Origin of the sequence: Solibacillus sp. FSL K6-1126 (assembly GCF_038003445.1) — a bacterium.
Taxonomy (GTDB): domain Bacteria; phylum Bacillota; class Bacilli; order Bacillales_A; family Planococcaceae; genus Solibacillus; species Solibacillus silvestris.
Genome location: NZ_JBBOPD010000001.1, coordinates 1,042,551 through 1,065,457 on the forward strand (window position 1 = coordinate 1,042,551; position 22,907 = coordinate 1,065,457).

The window sequence follows — 22,907 nt, forward strand, 5'->3', positions numbered from 1 at the left end:
GACAGCATAGCTGTCTGTCGGTAATATTAATAAATCGCTTTACGCTCTTTAATAACACGAATATTTTGTAATGTACTATCTTCAGGGCCTTGAACAGGAAGACCTGCTTCAATATTCATCTTAATAAAATCTATGTTGCTTTGCGTAATTATTTCCCCGGGAATAAAAATTGGAATGCCCGGTGGATACACCATAATAAATTCTGCGCAAATATACCCTTCTGCCTGGGATAGGGGAATACTTTCTGTTTGCGCATAAAATGCATCGCGCGGTGTCATGGCAAGAGCAGGAATTTCAGGTATTTGAACATTTGTTTCAATAACCGATGCTTCCGATTCGAAATTTTTCGACATACGTGTCAAAGCATTTATAAGTAAATTAATTTCTTTTTTCGAATCTCCGATTGTTACTAAGCATAAAATATTGTATAGATCGGACAACTCTACTTCTAAGTTGGCATTTTGACGTAACCATTCTTCTGCAACATGTCCGGTAATACCTAAATCTTTAACGCTAATTAATAGCTTTAACGGATCCATATCGAATGTAGCAGAAGTTCCGAGTCTTTCGCGTCCTACACAATGTAGATGCGGAATTGCGTTAATTCGTTTACGGGCATCCTTTGCCAAGCGGATTGCTTCATCCAATAAATCATATCCGTGGACAGCAAGCTGGCGGCGTGCCGTATCTAAAGACGCCAGTAATGGATAGGAAGTCGATGTTGTTGTAAGCATTGAGAATACAGCCTGTACGCGTTTGGCTGTTACAAGGCCTTCTCTAACGTTTAATACAGAACTGCCTGTCATCGAGCCTCCAAGCTTATGTGTGCTCGTAGCGGCCATATCTGCACCGGCTTGCATTGCGGATAGCGGCAATTCGTCATGAAATTTAATATGAACGCCATGCGCTTCATCCACGATTACTGGAATATTACGTGCATGTACAATTTCGACAATGCGTTTTAAATCTGCAACAAAACCAAAATATGTCGGGTTGATGACAAGTACGGCTTTTGCATCTGGATATGTCGTCAAAGCGCGCTCAACCGACTCAGGTGAAATACCGTGAGAAATGCCGAGCTCACTGTCAACTTCCGGATGAATAAAAATAGGAATAGCACCTGCAAAAACAATTGCTGACATAATTGACTTATGTACATTCCGCGGTACTATAATTTTATCGCCTGGGCCAACGACAGTCATAATCATCGTCATAATGGCGCCACTAGTACCTTGCACGGAAAAAAATGTATGGTCAGCACCAAAGGCTTCAGCAGCAAGGTTTTGTGCTTGCATAATCACACCTTTAGGAGCGTGTAAATCATCTAGTGGAGCAATATTAATTAAATCAATTGATAAAACGTTGTCGCCTACAAATTCTCTGTAAGCTGGATCCATACCTTGCCCTTTTTTATGGCCTGGGATATGGAACTGGATAGGGTGTCTGTTGCGATGCTTAAGTAATGCATCAAACAAAGGAGTCTCTAACTGTGACAACGCAGGTACCACCTCACTATATAGTATTTTTTAAAAACAAATGAATTATAGCACCTATTAAAGTTGCTGACTATATAAATATTTTAATCAACTGAATTGACAGTTATTATTTTAGGAGGAATAACAATGAAATGGCAAACAAAAGTAACTGAATTACTGCAAATTAATTATCCGATTATTCAGGGCGGATTGGCCTACCTGGCTTATTCTGAGCTTGCTGCAGCGGTTTCGAATGCAGGAGCCTTAGGGCAGATTACAGCGATGAGCCTATCGTCACCGGATGCGCTAAAGGAAGAAATAAAAAAAGTAAGAGAAATGACAGATCGACCATTTGGAGTAAACTTTGCGATTGGGATGCATGGAAAAGGTTACGAAAAAATGATCGAGGTGGCTGGTGAAATGGATGTGCCCGTAGTCACAATAACGGGAGGAAATCCTGCACCGATATTCGACATATTAAAAGACGCATCATGTAAAAAACTCGTACTTGTCGCTGCGAAACGACAGGCCCAAAAAGCTGAACAACTGGGAGCGGATGCAGTAATGGTTGTTGGGCAAGAAGGAGGCGGTCATTTAGGAAGAGATGACGTCGGAACTATGGTGCTAGTACCACAAGTTGTCGATAGTGTATCGATTCCGGTTATCGCTTCAGGAGGAATTGGAGACGGTCGTGGATGGATGGCTGCACATGCATTAGGTGCTGAAGGAATTGAAATGGGGACACGCTTTATTGCAACAAAAGAATGTGTACACGCTTCTCTAGCATATAAGCAGGCGCTGATTGAAAGTGAAGAAACAGATACAACAATTATTAAACGGTCGATTGGTGCACCTGCCCGAGTAATCCGCAATGCATTCACAGATGAAATTTTAGGAGTGGAACAAAAAACGCCTACTTATGAAGCGTTGAAATCATATATTAGCGGTGAAGCAAACAAAAATTTCATTTACGATGGAGATGCAACTAAAGGTTTCGGCTGGGCAGGCCAAGTAACGGGATTAATTCAAGATGTACCATCAGTGGAAGAATTAATTCAGCGTATGGTTGTACAAGCGGAAAAAATCCGTTTAAAATGGGGACAGTAATGATTAAAGGCAGGTAATAACTTATGGAATATTCATACCCATTATCGACGGACTGGTCAACAGATGAAATGGTCGATGTCGTACGCTTTTTTGAAGTGGTAGAAATGGCATACGAAAAAGGGGCAAAGCGTGAATTAGTCATGTCGCGCTACAAACGTTTTAAAGAGATTGTACCTTCCCAGGCGGAAGAAAAAACAATCTGCCGTGAATTCGAGCAGGCAAGCTCATATGTACCATACCGCGTCGTAAAGCTGGCAAAGGAATTATCGGACGGTCAAATTGTAAGAATGAAATAAAAACGCTGTGACAGAAATAGAAAGTTATTGGATAAGGTAGCACACTTATAAAAGAAACGAATGTTCAGTACAGCAGAAAGCAGCATTTTCTCACAGAGAAAATGCTGCTTTTCGTTTTAAGGATGAAAGTTTTATAAATTATTTTTAAATTGTTGGAATGTTTAGCAGTCTTTTGTACATATTAATAATAAATGGTTGCAATTAACCTTTGATGATTTCATAAACAGGGAGAAGCTCATCAAATGTTTGTTCAGCCAACTGCAAAAATTGTTCTGCAGACATTTTAATTGCCTCATCTGCAGGTATACGACGCCCAACAAGAAATTCTCCTTTTTTTACATCACGCAGGCGTATAAGGAGCTGTTCAAGCTTTTCGGTGCGCGCTTCTTTTAAAGGGATTGTATCTGGTTGCATATGATCGCCGGAAAGTACGTAATCATCAGATAAACCTTTAATCACTTGCATATTTTTCAGTAAGCGCTGTGCCATTTCCTGTTTTTGCGGCGCTTCATAAATCACTGCAACAACGATGAAAAGATGCGTACCCCATAATCCAATCTGGAAATGCGGCAAAGCTTTATATCCACGCTTATAAGGAGCGAACGCAACCCAGGAGTCTTTTGGAGGGTTTACAGTACGGCGGGCATGTTTAGCTACGTGACCGAAAAATTCTTCTCCTGTTTGTGCACTGAAATACCCTGTAAACGTTTCTGAAAGCTCATTAAACTTTGGGCGAATAATAGTTGTTAAAGCTTCCATACGCTCATCTAGGCCGTCAATATCAAATACTTGAAAGTCTTCTTTAGTCCATTTGACAATACTCATTTTTATAATTCCTTTCGATTTAATGTTTATTTTATTAATTTTTTGGGAAAAAATCTTGTAATAGAAACTTTATACCAATGGAAAATATCAAGGACGAGGCTATAAGTCTTAAGGAATTGCTCATATTATCCAGGTTGGTTAAAGTCTGAAAAATTATGATAAGGAAGTGATTTATTATGAAACAGATGATTAAGATTATACGCAAAGTTGATATTGAAAAGCAATACGAAGAGATTTTAATGTTGGAAATGGATTACGAACTAGCAACACTCTACGCTGCGATGAATGACAAAAATCAATCTGAAATTGATAAATCTAAAAAACGCTTAACAGAAATTCAAGAGGAATTAAAAGGTCTACATGCATATGCGTAACAAAAAAATGTTTCCAAAATAAAAAATCACTTGCCGACGTAAGAAAGCAAGTGATTTTTTGTTATAATAAGGATACTTTAGAAAACGCTCAACATATTTACATAAATAAACTAGCGATTGTTGTCGGAAGGTGGATGAACGATGGATATAAAACAACTGGATGAATTTGCAAAAGAAATTATTTTTAAAGCGGGGAAAAATATTCGAGCAGCATTTTCCTATAATATTGAAATCGAAACAAAGTCGAATCCCAATGATTTAGTAACGAATATAGACCGGGAGACAGAATTATTTTTCATTGAAAAAATAAAGGCATTTAATCCGGACCATCGTATTTTAGGTGAAGAAGGAATGGGCGAAACGGTTGACAATTTGAAAGGTGTTGTCTGGATTATCGATCCGATTGACGGGACGATGAACTTTGTGAAGCAGCATCGTCACTTTATGATTACGATTGGTATTTATGTCGATGGTGTCGGAGTGTTAGGCTACATATTTGATGTAATGCGAGAAGATTTATTTAATGCGATTGCCGGTGTAGGTGCATGGTATAATGATTCTCCATTGCGCAAATTGCAGCCGGTGAAAATCGAAGAGGCGGTAATCGGCATTAATGCAAATTGGGTTACACCGAATACTCGCATCAATCACGAAAAAATTATCGAACTTGTTCAAACGGTGCGCGGTACACGTTCTTACGGTTCGGCTGCGATGGAAATAGCTTTTGTTGTAAGCGGAAAGCTGGATGCCTATATGTCCATGCGTCTTGCACCTTGGGATATCGGCGGGGGAGTGATCATTGCAAAAGAGGTTGGGGCGGTTGCCACAAACTTGGACGGCAAAGATTTCGATTATTTATCGAAGGATACATTCCTAATTGCCAATCCTTCAATTCATCAATTAATCTTGGATAAATATATTGAAGAAAAAAAATAAAAACTTCGGTGCATTATTGCACCGAAGTTTTTATTTTCTATAATAAACCTTGATCTCTGAATTTACGTTTTGTCTTAAATGCCATCCCGAAAATTCCACACATTACGATAACACCTAAAATAACACCGATCCAGCCGGTTGTTTCATACTTTGGCCCTGTCATAAAAACAAGTGAAAAGGCAAATCCAATGCTAATCATTGAAAGAATTGCCGCTAATGCGTAAATAAACATCACAAATTTTGCTTTATTCATCGTTCGTACCTCCATATACTTTTTATATGTGACAATAAATGTAATTAATTATTGTGAAAAGACATTTAATCTTTCATGTGCTATAATATCACAGTTAAACAATTGAAAAAAGAATATGGAGTGGAATAATGACAAATTTACGTCAAGATATTCGTAATATCGCAATTATTGCTCACGTTGACCATGGTAAAACAACGTTAGTAGACCAATTATTAAAACAATCAGGTACTTTCCGTTCAAATGAACGTGTAGAAGAACGTGCAATGGATTCTGGTGATATAGAGCGTGAACGTGGAATTACAATTTTAGCTAAAAATACAGCAGTAGATTATAACGGTACTCGTATCAACATCCTTGATACGCCTGGACACGCAGACTTCGGTGGAGAAGTAGAACGTATCTTAAAAATGGTAGATGGCGTTTGTTTAGTTGTCGATGCGTATGAGGGTTGTATGCCGCAAACACGTTTTGTATTAAAGAAAGCGTTAGAACAACGCTTAACACCAATCGTTGTAGTAAACAAAGTAGATAAAGACTCAGCTCGTCCACTAGAAGTAGTAGATGAAGTATTAGAGTTATTAATCGAGCTAGGTGCAGATGAAGATCAATTAGATTTCCCAGTTGTTTATGCTTCTGGTGTAAATGGTACAGCATCTTTAGATCCAGACCCAGCAAATCAAGAAGAAAACATGACTTGCCTATTCGAGAAAATCATTGAATCAATTCCAGCACCAATTGATAACTCGGACGAGCCTTTACAATTCCAAGTAGCATTACTTGACTATAATGACTTCGTTGGTCGTATCGGTATCGGTCGCGTATTCCGCGGTAAAATTTCTGTAGGTCAACAAGTTTCTCTTATGAAATTAGATGGCACAGTGAAAAACTTCCGTGTAACAAAAATCTTTGGTTTCTTCGGTCTTAAGCGTGAAGAAATCGAAACAGCTATTGCTGGAGACTTAATCGCGGTTTCAGGAATGGAAGATATCAACGTTGGTGAAACAGTTTGTCCAATTGATCATCAAGAAGCGTTAACACCATTACGTATTGATGAGCCAACATTACAAATGACATTCTTAGTAAACAACTCACCATTCGCAGGTCGCGAAGGGAAATGGGTAACTTCTCGTAAAATTGAAGAGCGTTTACTTGCACAATTACAAACAGATGTATCTCTACGCGTAGAAGATACAGATTCTCCAGATGCATGGACAGTTTCGGGTCGTGGTGAGCTTCACTTATCGATCTTAATCGAAAACATGCGTCGTGAAGGTTATGAACTACAAGTATCTAAACCACAAGTAATCATCCGTAACATCGATGGCGTAAAATCTGAGCCAATCGAACGCGTTCAAATCGACGTACCAGAAGATTCTGTAGGTTCTATCATTGAATCAATCGGTACTCGTAAAGGTGAAATGTTAGATATGATAAACAACGGATCAGGACAAGTTCGTTTAATCTTTAACGTACCAGCACGTGGTTTAATCGGTTATACAACTGAGTTCATGTCTATCACAAAAGGTTTTGGTATGATGAACCATACATTCGATCACTACGCTCCAGTAGTAGCAGGTAAAGTTGGCGGCCGTCACCAAGGTGTATTAGTATCTATGGAAAACGGTAAAGCAACAACTTACGGTATGATGGGTGTAGAAGATCGCGGTACATTATTCATTGAGCCAGGTACTGAAGTATACGAAGGTATGATCGTTGGTGAAAATACACGTGATGCTGATATTACTGTAAACATTACAAAACAAAAACAAAAAACAAATATCCGTTCGGCGAACAAAGACCAAACGAATGTTATTAAAAAGCCTCGTATTTTATCACTTGAAGAAGCATTAGAATACTTAGGTGATGATGAGTATTTAGAAGTAACTCCAGAATCAATCCGTTTACGTAAACAGATCCTTGATAAAGGTGAACGTGAACGTGTTGCTAAAAAGAAAAAGAACGCTGAGTTAGAAGCTTAATTGGCGTCATTAAGGAAAGGTTGAATGATGTTGAATATGATGGCTGTGTTTGGTAGCTATTTTAATTTAGTATTACTGGCAACTGTATCTACAAATGAAAGTGATTACGTGTTTAATCGTATGTCCGGAATTACAAGATATTTATACGAAAATTTACCTAGCTACGAAATAGCTGGCTATGCAACATTTGTTCTTGTATTCCTTATGTCGGCAATTGTATATAAACTAGGCTTTGCAAAAAAACTTTCATTCGGCAGAAATGTCATCATTTATACGTTCCTGTTTTTAGGATGTATGGTATTAACATTTTTGGCCCTATTCTTACCGATGATTGAAGGTTTAATTGTAGCTGCGTTAATTCTGATCGTCTATAAATCACGTTTATGGCGTGAAAAACGAGAAGAAGCGAAACAAATAAATTAATAGAGAGGGGAGTGTGTTAATTTGGACACATTCCCCTCTTTTTTTAAGACAATTTAATTGAAAACGCTTTATTCGGAGCGTTATAATTCATAACTGGGGATAATAACTAAAATGGAGTAGAGGAAAATGCATCTTACTAAAAAGCAGATCTTTATCATTGTTGGGTTAGCGCTAATTATTATATCTTGCGTTATTTTTATACCTGCAGTATTATCAGCAAAAAATGAAGATAATGCAGCAGCGGAATTAAGTGAAATTTATAATGACCAATTTGTTGTTACAAAGTCTACGGCACCTGCAATCGGGGACGATTTTGAAGTGACGGTCCAATCGGAAACTTCAAAAACAGTGTATGATTTTGATGTTAAAGACGGTAAATATTTTGGTGAATATTATGGTGAAAATGTAAATGTGCAAGTAAATGAACTGATTCAACCAATCGTTGGGGAAGAGATATTAGTGATGTCGAATGTATTCCAGAAAGACTTGGAAGAAGAGACAGCACTTGAAGATGTGGAAGCGGAGAAAGCTACTGTGCACTTATTAGTGGACGAAGAAATTTCAGAAGCAACAGCACAGCAAATTGCAGATGCTTTAAAATCACAATTCGGCGAAATTCCAGTAACTGTTGAAGCATATGTTGTTGACGAAGAACGTGTTTTTGAAGGGGTAAAAACAGAAGTATTAAACTTCTTCCAGTTAAGCAAAATTAACGGAAAAAGCTTTGTCGACTTTAAATTCCACGAACAGTCTTTTGAATATTAATAAAAATGCGACGAGCTCTTTATGAGCCCGTCGCATTTTAAAATTCTTCATCAAATTTTGATGATGTTCGGAAAAAGCGGAATTTTCCTGTTGCTATTCTTGTATGTGTGTTTTCGGAAATACGTTCCGAACATTCTGTGCACATAAAAGTATGGATGGGACGATTGCGTAATTTTTTCGCTAAAGGTAAATCGTTTGGTAGTTCATGTAGTGTATCGCAAATGACACATTTTACACGCATGACGAAATCCTCCTATTGAATACGAATCGCACGCACATTTTTTATTGGATTTTCTACATTTGAACCATCAGCAAATAGCACATGTACTGGTCCATCTTCCAAAAGAGGTTTGCCATCCTGGCTGAATTTTAAAATGAAAGTTTCAGCCTGTTGTAATGGAAAAGCAACTTCCTCGCCTGTTGTACATTCAAAAACAACTTCATTTGCACTATCAGCAATTTCGGCATTTTTCAGAAATGGTTTAATTTCCATTCCGAATGTACCTGTCATCATGCCTTTACGGTCAAACTTACGTTCAGTTTTTAATGTAGGCGGAAATACTGCACCTTCCATAATTTCACGTGACCAGTGTGCGCCCATCTCACGTAAATACTTTTCGTTATTTTCTTCAACTTTTTCTGAAACAAAATATGTATTCAGATCTAGTTTACGATCATCAAAAATCCATACAGTAGGATCTAATGTTAGTTCAAATTTAACCGCGCCTTTAATTGGAATGATTGTTTCGGTCATTTTTCAGTCCCCCTTCACTATGTTCCTTCATAATTATAACGCGATTCCTCATAGAAAGAAATATAATTGAATTGAATGTAAAACATACAAAGACACTTGCATTTTTGAATGTAAAAAGATACACTTTACTAAGATAGAATCGAAGAAATATCATAGATGGGGGCGTCCTCATGGATACGAAAGCACAAGCTTCCTTTCAGGAAAAAGCATTAGAGCTGTTAACTGCGGATGCAGATAAAATTGCTCGATTAATTCGCGTACAAATGGATAATCTGACAATGCCATCTTGTCCGTTATATGAAGAGGTTTTAGATACACAAATGTTTGGTTTATCGCGTGAAATTGAATTTGCCGCGAAACTCGGGCTGATCGAACGTGAACAAGGCAAGCAAATTCTCGATTCGTTAGAGAAAGAGCTTTCTTTACTACATGATGCGTATACAGACAAATAAAAGAAAACTCAAACGCAACAATGCGGTTTGAGTTTTTTTTTCAAAGATGAGGTTTTTAACATGAAACAATATTTTAAAAATTATTTTCGCAATTTTGATTATGGATTGTTGTTCGTTTACATTTTGTTAATGTTATTTGGACTTGTCATGATCTACAGTTCGAGTATTTGGGTATCTATTATTCAATATGATGCAAATCCGAACTTTTATTATAATCGCCAGCTCGTCAATATAATTTTAGCGTTAATTTTGTTTACGGTCGCTGTCATTACGCCCTATAAAAGATTATCCAATAAATCTATATTAGGTCTTTTGCTGGCAGTTATGTTTATACTAGAGTTATGGCTTTTAATAGCCGGTAATAGTGTTAACGGTTCTAGAAGTTGGATCAGCCTGTTCGGCCTTATGAATTTCCAGCCGTCCGAATTTGCCAAACTCTTTATTATTATTTTCTTTGCGGGAACTTTTTACCGTAAAAGTGTGAACCGTGGTTCGATGCAGCTGTTAACATTTGATGATGTGTCGTATCCTCTGGGCATGTGGCTATTTATCGTACTTGTTGTCGGTTTTGAAACTGATTTAGGTGCACTTGTTATTATTGTTGCTATTGCACTTGTTGTCGTTATTACGAGCGGACTTAGAGGTAAGACGCTCGGCAGAATTTTTGGACTGCTCTCTGCTCTAGGGGTTGTCGGAATGATCGGAATCTTAATTTTCAAATGGGACACGGTTTTTAACGCAAGTCGGAGAGGCCGGATTACTTCCTATTTAGATCCTTTCAGTGATCCGCTTAATTCCGGGTATCATGTTGTCAACGGCTATTATGCAATCGGAGCAGGGGGCTTGGAAGGTCGAGGGCTCGGTCAGTCGATTCAAAAGCTGGGATATGTACCTGAACCGCAAACCGATTTCATTATGGCGATTATTGCCGAAGAGTTAGGGATTTTTGGTGTATCAATTGTTATTCTTGGTTTAGGCTTTATTGTGATGCGCGGTTATTATATCGCGATGTCAACAAAAGATCCGCTTGCACGAATGTTAGCGGCGGGCATTTCTACATGGATAGGATTACAGACTTTTATTAATTTAGGTGGATTATCGGGACTTATCCCGTTAACCGGAGTAACGCTACCTTTCATTAGCTATGGCGGTACTTCTATATTATTGCTCTCAGTGGCAATGGGGATACTTATTAATGTATCCACACATCACAAATTGGAAAAAAGAAAGTAATTGGGGGTTAAGGAGAAATGAAGTCGATTCAAAAGATTTTAGTTGCAAACCGTGGCGAAATCGCCATCCGTATTTTACGCGCCTGTAATGAGTTACATATTAAAACAGTGGCAATTTATTCTCGTGAAGATAGCGGATCTTATCACCGTTATAAAGCAGACGAGGCATATATCGTTGGCGTAGGGAAAAAACCGATTGATGCTTATTTGGATATTGAAGGCATCATTAAGATTGCAAAAGAGGCCAACGTGGATGCGATTCATCCTGGCTACGGTTTTTTATCTGAAAATGTTGATTTCGCGCGTCGTTGTGAAGAAGAAGGTATTCAATTTATTGGACCGACTTCAAAGCATCTTGATATGTTTGGTGACAAAGTAAAAGCGCGTGAACAGGCAGTTTCTGCACAAATCCCGGTTATTCCTGGTACGGACGGTCCTGTAGCAAACTTGCAGGAAGTAGAACAGTTTAGTGATTCATATGGCTTCCCGATCATGATTAAAGCGGCTCTTGGAGGTGGCGGACGTGGAATGCGTTTAGTTAATTCCAAAGAAGAACTGCAATCGGCTTATGAGCGTGCAAAATCTGAAGCGAAAGCCGCATTTGGCTCGGATGAAGTATATGTGGAGAAGGCGATTATTAAGCCAAAGCATATTGAAGTACAAATTATCGGGGATACACACGGTAATATTGTCCATCTCTATGAACGGGATTGTTCGATTCAACGTCGTCATCAAAAGGTTGTGGAAATTGCACCGTCAAATTCCATTTCCGAACAGCTCCGTAATGATATTTGTGATGCGGCTGTGAAGTTGATGAAAAATGTCGGCTATATTAATGCAGGGACTGTCGAGTTTTTAGTTGCAGACAATCAATTTTATTTCATCGAAGTAAATCCGCGTATTCAAGTTGAACATACGATTACGGAAATGATTACCGGTCTTGATATTGTGCATGCACAAATTAAAGTTGCAGAAGGACTTGACCTTCATTCAAAAGAAGTAGGAATTCCTGCGCAAGACAAAATTCCGCTGTTCGGTTACGCAATTCAGTCTCGTGTTACAACGGAAGACCCTGCGAATGACTTTATGCCGGATACAGGGAAATTAATGGTATACCGTTCAAGTGGCGGCTTTGGTGTTCGTCTGGACGCAGGAAATGGCTTCCAGGGTGCTGTTGTCACTCCATACTATGATTCCTTGCTTGTGAAAATCTCGACTTGGGGAATGACGTTTGAAGAAGCTGCGGCGAAGATGGACCGTAACTTACGTGAATTCCGTATTCGAGGTGTGAAAACGAATATTCCGTTTTTAGGAAATGTTGTCTTACATGAAAAGTTCATAAAAGGCGAATTTGATACAAGTTTTATCGATACGACACCTGAATTGTTTGAATTCCCGGAACGTAAAGACCGTGGAACGAAACTATTAAACTATATCGGGAATGTCACATTAAATGGATTCCCAGGTGTTGAAAAACGTACAAAGCCTATTTTTGTACAGCCAGATAAGCCAAAATTAGATATTCTTATTCCTTCTCCAGCAGGCACAAAGCAAATTCTTGATGCGCAGGGTGCAGATGGACTTGTGAAATGGATTAAAGAACAAGAAGATGTTTTACTGACAGACACGACATTCCGTGATGCCCATCAATCATTGCTTGCAACGCGTGTACGTACGCAGGATATGCTTGAAATTGCAGACGAAACTTCTCGTTTAATGCATGACTATTTCTCGCTTGAAATGTGGGGTGGTGCAACGTTTGATGTTGCATACCGTTTCTTAAGTGAAAATCCTTGGGACCGTTTGGAAAAACTTAGAAAGAAAATTCCGAATGTTCTGTTTCAAATGCTGTTACGCGGAGCGAATGCGGTAGGTTATACGAATTATCCGGATAATCTGATACGTGAATTTATTCAGGAATCCGCTTCTTCAGGTGTGGACGTTTTCCGAATTTTCGACTCGCTTAACTGGATTAAAGGAATGGAAGTAGCAATCGATGAAGTCCGTAATAGCGGAAAAGTGGCGGAAGCGGCAATCTGTTACACTGGCGATATTTTAGATGACAGCCGAGCGAAATATACGGTTCAATACTACAAAGATATGGCACGTGAACTAGAGGCGACGGGCGCTCATATTTTAGCAATTAAAGATATGGCGGGACTACTGAAACCACAGGCAGCATACCGACTTATTTCCGAGTTGAAGGATGCGACAAGTCTGCCAATCCACTTGCACACACATGATACGAGCGGTAACGGAATTTTCTTATATGCGAAAGCAATTGAAGCGGGTGTTGATATTATTGATACAGCACTAGGTTCAATGGCTGGTTTAACATCACAGCCAAGCGCAAACTCATTGTACTATGCAATGAAAGGTTCTGAACGTAATGTACGTGGAGATATCGAAAGCCTGGAAAAATTGTCGTACTACTGGGAAGATGTTCGTAAATATTACGTTGATTTCGAAAGTGGCATGAATGCACCACATTCTGAAATTTATGTACATGAAATGCCTGGCGGTCAATACAGCAACCTGCAGCAACAAGCAAAAGCAGTCGGTTTAGGCGATCGATGGGATGAAGTAAAGACAATGTATTCCCGTGTAAATCTAATGTTCGGTGATATTGTAAAAGTGACACCGTCATCTAAAGTCGTAGGGGATATGGCGTTGTTTATGGTACAAAATGATTTAACGGAAGACAATATTGTTGAGCGTGGACAAACAATTGATTTCCCTGAATCTGTTATTGAATTTTTCCAAGGTTATTTAGGACAGCCGCATGGCGGATTCCCGGAAGAAATTCAAAAAGTTGTCTTGAAGGATCGTACGCCTATTACGGTTCGCCCAGGAGAATTATTGCCGCCTGTTGATTTTGATCAGCTGACAGCAGAATTGACTGAAAAGTATGGACGAGCACCATCTAAACAAGACGTATTGGCCTATGCGCTTTACCCGAAAGTATTTGAGCAATATATTGATGCTGTAAATGCATTCGGCGATGTTTCTGTACTCGATACGCCTACATTCTTCTATGGATTGAAAATTGGCGAAGAAATTGAAGTAGAAATCGAAAAAGGTAAGACACTGATTGTTAAGCTCGTATCAATCGGCGAACCACAGCATGACGGAACACGTATTATTTATTTTGAACTGAATGGCCAATCTCGTGAACTGGTAATTCAAGACTTAACGGTTGAAGTTGACGGAAGCATTGCTTTGAAAGCCGATCCGTCCAACCCGAACCAAATTGGTGCAACAATGCCGGGTACTGTTCTAAAAGTTGTTGTTAATAAAGGAAGCACAGTAAAACGTGGCGAGCATTTATTAATTACTGAAGCGATGAAAATGGAAACAACAGTACAAGCGCCGAAAGACGGTATTGTAAAAGAAATCTATGCAAAAGCAGGAGATGCCATCTCGACAGGTGATCTGCTTATTGAATTAGAATAAGGTCAGAACATAATTAGTCCATTCAGCAGAACGAGAAATTGCACTATGCATTTTCTCGTTTTGTGCTTTTAAATATTTGGGAGTATACGTGAAAGGTAATATCATTTTTAAGTAATTAATACGTAATGAAAATTTATATACTTGAAATTATGCAAGGTTCATTTTAAATAGAAAGATGATTTTTGTTCGTAGTGAAGGCGGCGAGTGCAACTGCCGGCTTCGCCTTTCGTTGCAGAACGAAGCGGATTCGGAGTAGTAACTCAACAGCTTCCTAGAGAACAAGCACGTGGGAGAGACTACAGGCTCGACCCGTGCCCCCTGGAAAGCGTCCGCCGTAGCGGAGAACAATATATTCAACAGATAAAAATAAGACATCCTAAATTTTAGAATTCAAAATTTGGGACGTCTTTTAATTTAAGATAATTTAATATAAGGTTTTATTTCGACCTTGAAACTAGCATAATCAAATAACATAATAAACCGAATAGAAGTGTTATTAATAACGAGTGCATTAATGAAACGAATAAGTGAAGTTTTAACAGGACTACGAGCATGCCTGCAATCACTTGTAAAATAACAAGTGAAAGGGCGATTGTCCAGCCCCAGAAAACTATCCGCTGATTTTTGTAGTTTCTGATAACATGGATAGCAATATAGGCAATCCAAACAACAAAGATTAACACTGCAAAACGGTGCCCCATCTGAACCCACTCATACATATTGTACGGCATCGTCATTGGCTGATCGTTACGGCAGAACGGCCAGTCCGGGCAAACAAGACTAGCATCGGTATGACGTACAAGAGCCCCTGTATAAACAACTACATATGAATATAAAGTAACGCAAATAGTATGTATTCTTAATTTCCTGCTCATGTACAATCGATCGGCATCAAATTTTTTGTCGACTTCAAATACAATCAAGGTAAGCAGCAGTACAGCTGCAAATGAGATTAATGAAATTCCGAAATGTAACGCTAAAATAAAGTCACCTTGTCCCCATAATACTTGGGCAGCTCCAATGAGTGCCTGAAGAGCAAGAAAGAACAATGCCAAAAATCCTAAGAGCTTAACTTCACGAATATGGCCTAGTGCGCGCCATGTCCAAATAACAAGAATAAGAATAAAAATGGATACTGACCCTGTTACAAGACGGTGAGAAAATTCTATTAATACTTCGGTAGTAATTTCTTTCGGTATTAATGAGCCGTTGCAGTCCGGCCAGTTTCTACCACAGCCCAATCCGCTGTCAGTCTTTGTAACTAGTGCTCCACCTTGAAGGATGAGCAACATGCCGAGGGTAGATAAAACAGCAAACCATTTTAAAAATTTGTAATATTTTTGATGCATAAAATGAGCTCACCTACTTTAATTTTCGCTTCGCTACAAAGAGCGTCTCTAATTTTAGATAATAGCGAAAATATCTGAAAAATACAACCGTATTAAGGATTGGATTGTAAACGCAACCATTTTTTCACAAATTGTTCATAAATTCGTCTCCTTGCATTCACAAATATTGGCAAAAAATACATTACTATATAGTTGTTGATGTGGATTTCTGCATGTTTCGTCAAGTTTGAGATGAAGTAGTTTGAAATTTCATGAAACGTCTAGAAATCCTATCCAAATTTAGATATAGTTATGGTAACGGAATATGCTTACAAATTTGAAAGGAGAAGTAAGTTATTGGACTCTTTTACCAAAACCCGTCGAACTATGTATAATTTTAGCACAATTATTCTTTAAGTTTTCTTGCACTTATAAAGATTGAGATTGGTACTTCACATTAATGAAAACTTAAAGAAGAATTGAAGAATTCTAGAATTTTGCTTATTTTTCTAGCAAAATAGTTTAAACTATGAGTTAGTAGTGAAATGGGATATAAGTAAAAATGTCTCAATAATTGAAAAATCCTACTTGTTTCGTAAGCGGATTTTTGTAACCGATAGCAGCGACTGCTGTCAGCATGTGATGGCTAATAATTTTCTAAGCCATATCATTTAAGCGAAACTTTACTCAAATATCTTAGAATTTTTCCAATCGATCTGGAATTTTCGTTAATAGATTGGAAGAACAGGAGACTAATCAGTATTTGAATATAAAGTGAAGCAGCGATTATGGGCGGCTAATAAAATCGGGATTCTTTCCAGTATGGTATTGCACTGTACAAGAATTCACATAGACATAACCGCAGTCCTGGTTACACATTAAAATACAACAAAGAAAGAGGGGTTTATTAAGCTATGATGAAAGGGCTTAAAAAATGGCGTTTATTCTCGTTATTAACAGTAATGACAGTATTCCTTTCAGCATGTGGTGAAGAGTATATTTCGACGCTTCGTCCATCTGGTCAAGTCGGTAAAGAGCAATTAAACATCTTATATTTATCCATAGCTATTATGGCATTAGTCGTAATTGTCGTATCGACAATTTATTTAGTTGCTTTCTTTAAATTCCGCCGTTCAAAAGTTGGCGAAGACCATATGCCGAAGCAAGTGGAAGGAAGCCATACTTTAGAGGTGATTTGGACAGTTATTCCGATTATTTTACTACTTATCTTAGCTGTTCCAACACTGCACTATACGTATAAATTTTCAAATGTTGCTGCAATGGACAAAGTAGACGAAAGCGGTAACAATACAGCACTTACAGTAAATGTTACGGCAAAATTATACTGGTGGGAATTTGAATATCCAAACCAAGGAATTATTACAGCACAGGAACTGGTTGTTCCTACAGGAGAAAAAGTATACTTCAACTTAATCGCATCTGATGTGAAGCACTCATTCTGGATTCCGGCTATTGGCGGAAAAATGGATACGAACGTTGATGGTATCAATAAATTCTATTTACAGTTTGATAGAGAATCAGCCGGGTTAAACGATGGTGAAGGCGTATTCTACGGAAAATGTGCGGAGTTATGTGGTCCTTCACATGCTTTAATGGATTTCAAAGTAAAAGCACTTGAGCCGGAAGCGTTTAACGCGTGGGTAACAGCAATGCAGGCTACTGAAGGTGCTACAGCGGATAAAGAGTCATCTAATTTAGGTGAAGCGACATTTGCCAACTCTTGCTTAGGATGTCACGCAGTATCCGGAGTTGCAGGTAATGGATTAGGTCCTAACTTAACAACTTTCGGGGATCGTAACCGTGTTGCCGGTTACATGGAGCATACAGTAGAAAACACGGCAAACTGGATTTATTTACCTTCTGAATACAAACCAGGTAATACAATGCCGGATAAACTTGTGACAGAAGAAGAAGCACAAGCGATTGCTGACTATTTAATGACATTATCAGTTGAAAAGTAATTATACATTAGAGAGAAACATTGAAGGAGGTTAAAGGTGTGAGCTCTGTTACACAGAAAAAGGGCTTTGGAGCACATGTATGGGACTATTTAACAACGGTCGATCATAAAAAGATCGCGATCATGTATTTAGCAGCCGGTACTCTGTTCTTCGCAATTGCAGGATTTGAAGCGTTACTGATGCGTATTCAATTAATGTTCCCTGAAAGTACATTCATTTCTGCAGGCCTATTTAACGAACTATTAACGATGCACGGCACAACGATGCTATTCTTAGCAGCAACACCAATAATATTTGCCTTTATGAATGCGGTTGTACCACTTCAAATTGGTGCACGTGACGTTGCATTCCCATTTTTAAACTCATTAGGGTTTTGGTTATTCTTTATTGGAGCAGTATTCCTTCACCTTTCATTCTTTTTAGGTGGAGCACCTGATGCAGGTTGGACTTCTTATGCATCATTATCTTTATACTCACCAGGCCATGGTATTGACTTCTATATTCTTGGTCTGCAAATTTCGGGTGCAGGTACGTTAATTTCAGGTATTAACTTCATCGTAACAATCATTACGATGCGTGCACCAGGTATGACGTTCATGCGTATGCCTTTATTTACTTGGACGACTTTAGTATCAAGTTCATTAATTTTATTCGCATTCCCTCCACTTACAGGTGGATTGTTCTTAATGTTAGTTGACCGTATGTTTGGGGCAAACTTCTTTGATCATACAATGGGTGGTAATACAATTATTTGGGAGCACTTATTCTGGATTTTCGGTCACCCTGAAGTATACATTTTAGTACTGCCGGCATTTGGTTTATTCTCGGAAATTATTCCGGTTTTCGCTCGTAAACGATTATTCGGATACTCATCAATGGTATTCGCTACAATTTTAATCGGTTTCTTAGGGTTCATGGTATGGGCCCACCATATGTTCACAGTTGGTTTAGGTGCCACTGCGAACGCAATTTTCGCTGTTGCTACAATGGCGATCGCTGTTCCAACAGGGATGAAAGTCTTCAACTGGATTCTGACAATTTGGGGCGGTTCGATTAAAGTAACAGTGCCGATGCTTTATGCACTTGGATTTATCCCGTCATTCGTTGCGGGTGGGGTTACAGGAGTAATGCAGGCAACTGCACCACTTGACTATCAGCTGCACGATTCTTACTTTATCGTTGCTCACTTCCACTATGTAATCGTTGGTGGTATCGTAACAGGGTTATTCGGGTCAGCCCATTTCTACTGGCCAATTATGTTTAACCGTGCATTAAATCCTAAACTGGGAATGATAACTTTCTGGATGTTCTTCATCGGGTTCCACTTAACGTTCTTCATCCAGCATTTCTTAGGATTAATGGGTATGCCACGTCGTGTATTCACTTATATGGGTGGTCAAGGTTGGGATTTATTCAACTTTATCTCGTCAATCGGTGCTATTATGATGGGAATCGGGGTAGTATTGTTAGTAATCGATGCAATATTATCGATTAAATCAGAACCGGTTAACCGTCGTGATTACTGGGGCGATGGTCGTTCACTTGAGTGGGCGATTGAAACACCGCTGCCATTCTATAACTTTAAACAAACACCACTTATTCGTGGTTATGATCCGTATTGGATTGAAAAAGAAGAAGGCAACAAAGAAGGTATGGTCTATGCTGAGCCATTAGGTGAAATCCATATGCCAAACAATTCAATTCTGCCATTCATTATGTCAATTGGAATGATGATTGCCGCATTTGGTGCTCTATACAGCCCGTGGGGAGATCAAGTTCAGGCTGGTACAGCTACAGGAACAACACCTGCCATTTCTTTAGCATTAATTATTGGCGGTCTAGGATTAACAATTGCATGTATGATCACTCGTTCGTTCAAAGACGATTTAGGATTCCATGTAACAGTTGATGAAATTGAAAAAGTGGAAGCGGATTTAGCTCACTACCGTGCAACAGGTAATAAAGGGGGTATCAAGTAATGGATCTTAATCAAAAATTTACTCCACAAACTTGGCCGAAACACCCTGAACAAGCTACTATGGAAGGGAAAAACAAGTTAGTTGGACTTTGGATTTTCCTGGCATCGGATACAGTATTATTCGCGAGTGTATTTGCTACATATATCGCGCTTAAAGATAGCGGTCCGGCAGGGATGGAATTCGCGGCAAAGGATCTTTATGAATTACCGTTGGCGTTTGTGATGACAATGTTATTATTAACATCTTCATTAACTTCTGTATATGCGATGTACCATATGAGAAACTTTAACTATTCCGGTGTTCGTACTTGGATGGGCATTACAGTGTTATTGGGCTTAGGCTTCCTTGCGCTGGAAATCTATGAATTCCAGCACTACGTACACATCGGGTTTGGTTATACACAATCGGCGTTCTCTTCTGCGTTCTTTACGCTCGTAGGGATGCACGGTTTGCACGTTATTATCGGTTTAGTTTGGATTACGGGATTAATCATCCGCAATAGTAGCCGTGGATTGAACTTATACAATGCACCGAAGTTCTTTGCAGCTTCACTGTACTGGCACTTCATTGACGTTGTATGGGTATTCATTTTCACGGTAGTCTATCTGATGGGAGTGGTTGGATAAAATGGGACACGAAACTCATGTAGAAGTACGTACTCAGGCACAATTCGAATATGACAGAGAACATGCCAAAGCGCATATGCGTAAACAAGTAGTAAACTTTGCGATCATGATTTTCCTGACTTTTATCGCATTTGCCGCTGTACTGGCTGATTTTGCTCCAACATTTATCATTCCGATTATTTTATTATTGGCTGGAGTACAAGTAGTACTGCAACTTTATGCTTTTATGCACTTGGAAGATCGCACAACTCATATGGTTGGTGTTATTGAGTTCTTCATCTGGAGTGCAGCCTTCATCGCGTTTACGTTCTTCCTGGCGTTTACGACAATTATTTGGTGGGGTTAATCGCATAACAATGACGTCCTTAGCAAATGCTGGGGACGTTTTTTGTTTTTAAGGATATTAGCAAATGCAATATTATATAGGTACATAGAAAATTTATTATATTAGGGTTTACCCGCAGAAAGCGTCCGCACGCAACGGAAATCAACGGACTATATTTAAAAGCTGAAATTGACTTTAGTCTATTTCTATTTAAAGTACAATCTAACCTGTATATAAAATACATGTTTGATTCAAGCAATTGTCATAGTTCTTTCATTGATGTTGGAGAAATTGCCATCTATAATAAGGTGAAACTACAATTAATGGGGGTTTTCTTTATCACTACTGATTGTTAGTTAAATCAAACGGGCTTTTACGGGATAAAACTACTGATGTTTAAAGGAGCATGGTCATATGCCAATAAGTATATTCGGTTTTCAAGCATTATGGAGCCCATATTTATTCGGGTTTTTATTACTCGTAATGGCATTCTATTTTTTATTGACTGTTACGTGGCGAGAAAAGTTTAAAGTTAGCGAGCCGTTAAAGAAAAGTGAAGCAGCATATTTTGTACTAGGTATCATTTCTTTTTATATAATTAAAGGATCTCCAATAGATTTGCTGGGTCATATTATGTTTACAATGCATATGACGCAAATGGCATTTTTATTATTATTAGTGCCGATATTCTTTATTAAAGGAATTCCATGGTGGGTTTGGCAAGTAGTTGTGGAAGCACCGGTTATGCGAACAATTTTTAAAATATTCACAAAACCGCTCGTTTCTATTATCGTCTTTATTGGCTTATTTTCGGTCTACCATTTGCCATCTGTATTTGACACGATAAAATTAAACGAAATTTACCACCTGGCATATACAGCAGTTCTGTTTATTTCTGCTATTTTTATGTACTGGCCATTATTGAATAATGTTGAAGGTCAGCATGAAATGAAGAATATGACTAAATTGGCCTATATTGCCTCGAATGCAGTATTAATAACGCCTGCCTGTGCGCTCATCATATTTGCTTCAAGCCCAATGTACGGTACATACAGTGATAGTGATATGTGGCTGAAGGCAATGGAATTATGTGTTCCTTCCTCTACTTTGTCGGGACTTACATTGTCAGGACCAGAATTGTTCTCAAGCATGGATTTATTGAGCGATCAGCAAGTTGGCGGCGTATTGATGAAAATCATCCAGGAAATTATATTTGGTGTTATTTTATTTAAAATTTTCCGTAAGTGGTGGAATACAGAGCGCTCGAATCAGCAGGAAATTACGGATAATGCTTTAAAAGAGTTCCAAAATAGAACACAGTATTAATAAGATGTTAAACTGTGTAAAAATGGAACAATCAACATAGTAATGTTGTTCATATTGATAGATTAAGTAAGAATGGAGATTTGAAAATGAATTTACCTATATTACCCACAATAAGCACGACGTTTATTGTCCTTAGTGCAGTGCTCGTAGCAATTGGCTGGGTATTGATCGCAAAGAAAAATGTGGAAGCACATAGAAAAGTAATGCTGGCAGCAGGTGTATCGGCACTGGCATTCTTTATCATTTATGTATCACGTACTGTGTTCATTGGCAATACAGCCTTTGGTGGACCGGATGAGCTGAAAATATATTACACAGTCTTTTTAGTTTTCCATATTACATTAGCGACAGTTGGAGCAGTATTCGGTCTGACAAGTATAATTTCAGGTCTTAAATCCAATCTGAAATTACACCGCAAAATTGGTGCGATTACGAGTATTATTTGGTTCTTTGTAGCCATTACTGGGGTTATTGTTTATTCACTGCTTTACGTTATTTATGAGGGCGGCGAAACGACGTCTGTCTTTAAAGCAATTTTAGGTTTTTAAATTTGGGGGCTTCCTATACATTAGTATAGGGAGCTTTTTTGGCAAATAAAAAAAGCTGGGTTGGAAGTTGCCAGCTTTTAAAGGGATTAAATACCGTATGCTGATAGCTCTCTGCGAACATCTGCCAGTACTTTTTCACATTCTTTTACGAGATGTCCCGGGAATACCTCATCTGTGTATTCAACACCGTGTGGATAATAGTATTTTCCAATTGCAGGTTTGTTGATATTTAAAGTTGCATTATGTGCTCCTACATCTCCTGATACTGCATTACAAAAAACACGTAAATAAAAACGACCTTCACGTACATCATAGCAGCGGTCAAATGTCATCCGGTCATAATCCCATGCACCGTGGCACTCTAAACCGAATTTGCCCATTACTGTCGTTAAAACTTCTTGATCAACTTTAACATGTTCGAGTTGTGTGTTTTCAAAATACATTTCTATATCCTCCCTTTGCCTATCGT

The 22,907-nt window shown here is 38.5% G+C and carries 23 protein-coding genes; 16 read left to right on the top strand and 7 right to left on the bottom strand.

Annotated elements, in window-relative coordinates; translation table 11 throughout:
* Positions 1–26: 26 nt before the first annotated feature.
* A complete protein-coding gene (locus MHH44_RS04970; RefSeq protein WP_008403458.1) occupies positions 27–1,496 on the bottom strand; it encodes an aminotransferase class I/II-fold pyridoxal phosphate-dependent enzyme in 1,470 nt (489 codons plus the stop codon).
* 126 nt (positions 1,497–1,622) lie between these two features.
* Here MHH44_RS04970 and MHH44_RS04975 point away from each other — a divergent pair, with 126 nt between their 5' ends.
* Entirely contained in the window at positions 1,623–2,582 is a 960-nt protein-coding gene (locus MHH44_RS04975) for an NAD(P)H-dependent flavin oxidoreductase (protein WP_340797965.1), read from the top strand.
* Between the two features lie 23 nt (positions 2,583–2,605).
* Complete coding sequence (locus MHH44_RS04980; protein ID WP_340797966.1) at positions 2,606–2,878, top strand: UPF0223 family protein; 273 nt, start codon at positions 2,606–2,608, stop codon at positions 2,876–2,878.
* Between the two features lie 201 nt (positions 2,879–3,079).
* Here the strand turns inward: MHH44_RS04980 and MHH44_RS04985 are convergent, their stop codons facing one another.
* Entirely contained in the window at positions 3,080–3,703 is a 624-nt protein-coding gene (locus MHH44_RS04985; RefSeq protein ID WP_340797967.1) for a YktB family protein, read from the bottom strand.
* Positions 3,704–3,879: 176 nt separating this feature from the next.
* Here MHH44_RS04985 and MHH44_RS04990 point away from each other — a divergent pair, with 176 nt between their 5' ends.
* Together MHH44_RS04990 and MHH44_RS04995 are read left to right on the top strand one after the other, a co-directional pair.
* On the top strand, positions 3,880–4,077 hold the full coding sequence (locus tag MHH44_RS04990; RefSeq protein ID WP_008403454.1) for a hypothetical protein: 198 nt from the start codon (positions 3,880–3,882) through the stop codon (positions 4,075–4,077).
* Positions 4,078–4,218: 141 nt separating this feature from the next.
* Positions 4,219–5,013 carry an inositol monophosphatase family protein gene (locus tag MHH44_RS04995; protein WP_340797968.1) on the top strand — a complete coding sequence of 265 codons (795 nt, stop codon included), beginning with the start codon at positions 4,219–4,221 and terminating at the stop codon, positions 5,011–5,013.
* A 37-nt stretch (positions 5,014–5,050) separates the two neighbouring features.
* On the opposite strand, the gene MHH44_RS05000 is transcribed toward MHH44_RS04995, so the two are convergent.
* The gene (locus tag MHH44_RS05000; RefSeq protein ID WP_008403452.1) at positions 5,051–5,266 is read right to left on the bottom strand and encodes a DUF5325 family protein; all 216 of its coding nucleotides are present in this window, start codon (positions 5,264–5,266) and stop codon (positions 5,051–5,053) included.
* 128 nt (positions 5,267–5,394) lie between these two features.
* Between MHH44_RS05000 and typA the strand changes: the two genes are divergently transcribed.
* The 3 genes from typA (at position 5,395) to MHH44_RS05015 (ending at position 8,433) form a co-directional block, all read left to right on the top strand.
* Positions 5,395–7,245 carry a translational GTPase TypA gene (typA, locus tag MHH44_RS05005; protein WP_008403451.1) on the top strand — a complete coding sequence of 617 codons (1,851 nt, stop codon included), beginning with the start codon at positions 5,395–5,397 and terminating at the stop codon, positions 7,243–7,245.
* Positions 7,246–7,269: 24 nt separating this feature from the next.
* On the top strand, positions 7,270–7,668 hold the full coding sequence (locus MHH44_RS05010) for a YlaH-like family protein (RefSeq protein WP_008403450.1): 399 nt from the start codon (positions 7,270–7,272) through the stop codon (positions 7,666–7,668).
* Positions 7,669–7,794: 126 nt separating this feature from the next.
* Positions 7,795–8,433, top strand: a complete 639-nt coding sequence (locus MHH44_RS05015) for a fucose permease (RefSeq protein ID WP_340797969.1) — start codon at positions 7,795–7,797, stop codon at positions 8,431–8,433.
* 37 nt (positions 8,434–8,470) lie between these two features.
* Here the strand turns inward: MHH44_RS05015 and MHH44_RS05020 are convergent, their stop codons facing one another.
* The gene (locus MHH44_RS05020; protein ID WP_008403448.1) at positions 8,471–8,674 is read right to left on the bottom strand and encodes a YlaI family protein; all 204 of its coding nucleotides are present in this window, start codon (positions 8,672–8,674) and stop codon (positions 8,471–8,473) included.
* A gap of 12 nt (positions 8,675–8,686) precedes the next feature.
* On the bottom strand, positions 8,687–9,187 hold the full coding sequence (locus MHH44_RS05025) for a peptidyl-prolyl cis-trans isomerase (protein WP_340797970.1): 501 nt from the start codon (positions 9,185–9,187) through the stop codon (positions 8,687–8,689).
* Positions 9,188–9,357: 170 nt separating this feature from the next.
* On the opposite strand from MHH44_RS05025, the gene MHH44_RS05030 reads away from it, so the two are divergent.
* The 3 genes from MHH44_RS05030 to pyc are packed head-to-tail and all read left to right on the top strand — an operon-like array spanning position 9,358 to position 14,324.
* Positions 9,358–9,639 carry a YlaN family protein gene (locus MHH44_RS05030; RefSeq protein WP_008403446.1) on the top strand — a complete coding sequence of 94 codons (282 nt, stop codon included), beginning with the start codon at positions 9,358–9,360 and terminating at the stop codon, positions 9,637–9,639.
* 60 nt (positions 9,640–9,699) lie between these two features.
* Positions 9,700–10,872 carry an FtsW/RodA/SpoVE family cell cycle protein gene (locus MHH44_RS05035; RefSeq protein WP_008403445.1) on the top strand — a complete coding sequence of 391 codons (1,173 nt, stop codon included), beginning with the start codon at positions 9,700–9,702 and terminating at the stop codon, positions 10,870–10,872.
* Positions 10,873–10,889: 17 nt separating this feature from the next.
* A complete protein-coding gene (gene pyc, locus MHH44_RS05040) occupies positions 10,890–14,324 on the top strand; it encodes a pyruvate carboxylase (protein ID WP_340734761.1) in 3,435 nt (1,144 codons plus the stop codon).
* 437 nt (positions 14,325–14,761) lie between these two features.
* Here pyc and MHH44_RS05045 read toward each other — a convergent pair whose 3' ends face one another.
* Complete coding sequence (locus tag MHH44_RS05045; protein ID WP_340797971.1) at positions 14,762–15,673, bottom strand: COX15/CtaA family protein; 912 nt, start codon at positions 15,671–15,673, stop codon at positions 14,762–14,764.
* A gap of 893 nt (positions 15,674–16,566) precedes the next feature.
* Between MHH44_RS05045 and coxB the strand changes: the two genes are divergently transcribed.
* From coxB to MHH44_RS05075, 6 genes are all read left to right on the top strand, one after another.
* Positions 16,567–17,634, top strand: coding sequence for a cytochrome c oxidase subunit II (gene coxB / locus MHH44_RS05050; protein ID WP_008403442.1), 1,068 nt, complete (start codon positions 16,567–16,569; stop codon positions 17,632–17,634).
* A gap of 38 nt (positions 17,635–17,672) precedes the next feature.
* Entirely contained in the window at positions 17,673–19,613 is a 1,941-nt protein-coding gene (locus MHH44_RS05055) for a cytochrome c oxidase subunit I (protein ID WP_014824560.1), read from the top strand.
* Positions 19,613–20,239: a cytochrome (ubi)quinol oxidase subunit III gene (locus MHH44_RS05060; RefSeq protein WP_008403440.1), complete on the top strand. Its 627-nt coding sequence runs from the start codon at positions 19,613–19,615 to the stop codon at positions 20,237–20,239. Before MHH44_RS05055 ends, MHH44_RS05060 begins: the two co-directional genes overlap by 1 nt.
* A gap of 1 nt (position 20,240) precedes the next feature.
* Positions 20,241–20,585, top strand: coding sequence for a cytochrome C oxidase subunit IV family protein (locus tag MHH44_RS05065; protein WP_008403439.1), 345 nt, complete (start codon positions 20,241–20,243; stop codon positions 20,583–20,585).
* A 393-nt stretch (positions 20,586–20,978) separates the two neighbouring features.
* Positions 20,979–21,890: a cytochrome c oxidase assembly factor CtaG gene (gene ctaG, locus MHH44_RS05070; RefSeq protein WP_008403438.1), complete on the top strand. Its 912-nt coding sequence runs from the start codon at positions 20,979–20,981 to the stop codon at positions 21,888–21,890.
* Positions 21,891–21,976: 86 nt separating this feature from the next.
* Positions 21,977–22,438, top strand: a complete 462-nt coding sequence (locus tag MHH44_RS05075) for a DUF420 domain-containing protein (RefSeq protein WP_008403437.1) — start codon at positions 21,977–21,979, stop codon at positions 22,436–22,438.
* Between the two features lie 86 nt (positions 22,439–22,524).
* Here MHH44_RS05075 and MHH44_RS05080 read toward each other — a convergent pair whose 3' ends face one another.
* Entirely contained in the window at positions 22,525–22,881 is a 357-nt protein-coding gene (locus tag MHH44_RS05080) for a YugN family protein (RefSeq protein ID WP_008403436.1), read from the bottom strand.
* Positions 22,882–22,907 lie beyond the last annotated feature (26 nt).

What these genes read in the sequence shown, in the direction of transcription:
- MHH44_RS04975 (WP_340797965.1), top strand. Translation starts at nt 1,623, where the DNA reads ATGAAATGGCAAACAAAAGTAACTGAATTACTGCAAATTAATTATCCG.
- MHH44_RS04980 (WP_340797966.1), top strand. Translation starts at nt 2,606, where the DNA reads ATGGAATATTCATACCCATTATCGACGGACTGGTCAACAGATGAAATG.
- MHH44_RS04985 (WP_340797967.1), bottom strand. Translation starts at nt 3,703, where the DNA reads ATGAGTATTGTCAAATGGACTAAAGAAGACTTTCAAGTATTTGATATT.
- MHH44_RS04990 (WP_008403454.1), top strand. Translation starts at nt 3,880, where the DNA reads ATGAAACAGATGATTAAGATTATACGCAAAGTTGATATTGAAAAGCAA.
- MHH44_RS04995 (WP_340797968.1), top strand. Translation starts at nt 4,219, where the DNA reads ATGGATATAAAACAACTGGATGAATTTGCAAAAGAAATTATTTTTAAA.
- MHH44_RS05000 (WP_008403452.1), bottom strand. Translation starts at nt 5,266, where the DNA reads ATGAATAAAGCAAAATTTGTGATGTTTATTTACGCATTAGCGGCAATT.
- typA (WP_008403451.1), top strand. Translation starts at nt 5,395, where the DNA reads ATGACAAATTTACGTCAAGATATTCGTAATATCGCAATTATTGCTCAC.
- MHH44_RS05010 (WP_008403450.1), top strand. Translation starts at nt 7,270, where the DNA reads ATGATGTTGAATATGATGGCTGTGTTTGGTAGCTATTTTAATTTAGTA.
- MHH44_RS05015 (WP_340797969.1), top strand. Translation starts at nt 7,795, where the DNA reads ATGCATCTTACTAAAAAGCAGATCTTTATCATTGTTGGGTTAGCGCTA.
- MHH44_RS05020 (WP_008403448.1), bottom strand. Translation starts at nt 8,674, where the DNA reads ATGCGTGTAAAATGTGTCATTTGCGATACACTACATGAACTACCAAAC.
- MHH44_RS05025 (WP_340797970.1), bottom strand. Translation starts at nt 9,187, where the DNA reads ATGACCGAAACAATCATTCCAATTAAAGGCGCGGTTAAATTTGAACTA.
- MHH44_RS05030 (WP_008403446.1), top strand. Translation starts at nt 9,358, where the DNA reads ATGGATACGAAAGCACAAGCTTCCTTTCAGGAAAAAGCATTAGAGCTG.
- MHH44_RS05035 (WP_008403445.1), top strand. Translation starts at nt 9,700, where the DNA reads ATGAAACAATATTTTAAAAATTATTTTCGCAATTTTGATTATGGATTG.
- pyc (WP_340734761.1), top strand. Translation starts at nt 10,890, where the DNA reads ATGAAGTCGATTCAAAAGATTTTAGTTGCAAACCGTGGCGAAATCGCC.
- MHH44_RS05045 (WP_340797971.1), bottom strand. Translation starts at nt 15,673, where the DNA reads ATGCATCAAAAATATTACAAATTTTTAAAATGGTTTGCTGTTTTATCT.
- coxB (WP_008403442.1), top strand. Translation starts at nt 16,567, where the DNA reads ATGATGAAAGGGCTTAAAAAATGGCGTTTATTCTCGTTATTAACAGTA.
- MHH44_RS05060 (WP_008403440.1), top strand. Translation starts at nt 19,613, where the DNA reads ATGGATCTTAATCAAAAATTTACTCCACAAACTTGGCCGAAACACCCT.
- MHH44_RS05065 (WP_008403439.1), top strand. Translation starts at nt 20,241, where the DNA reads ATGGGACACGAAACTCATGTAGAAGTACGTACTCAGGCACAATTCGAA.
- ctaG (WP_008403438.1), top strand. Translation starts at nt 20,979, where the DNA reads ATGCCAATAAGTATATTCGGTTTTCAAGCATTATGGAGCCCATATTTA.
- MHH44_RS05075 (WP_008403437.1), top strand. Translation starts at nt 21,977, where the DNA reads ATGAATTTACCTATATTACCCACAATAAGCACGACGTTTATTGTCCTT.
- MHH44_RS05080 (WP_008403436.1), bottom strand. Translation starts at nt 22,881, where the DNA reads ATGTATTTTGAAAACACACAACTCGAACATGTTAAAGTTGATCAAGAA.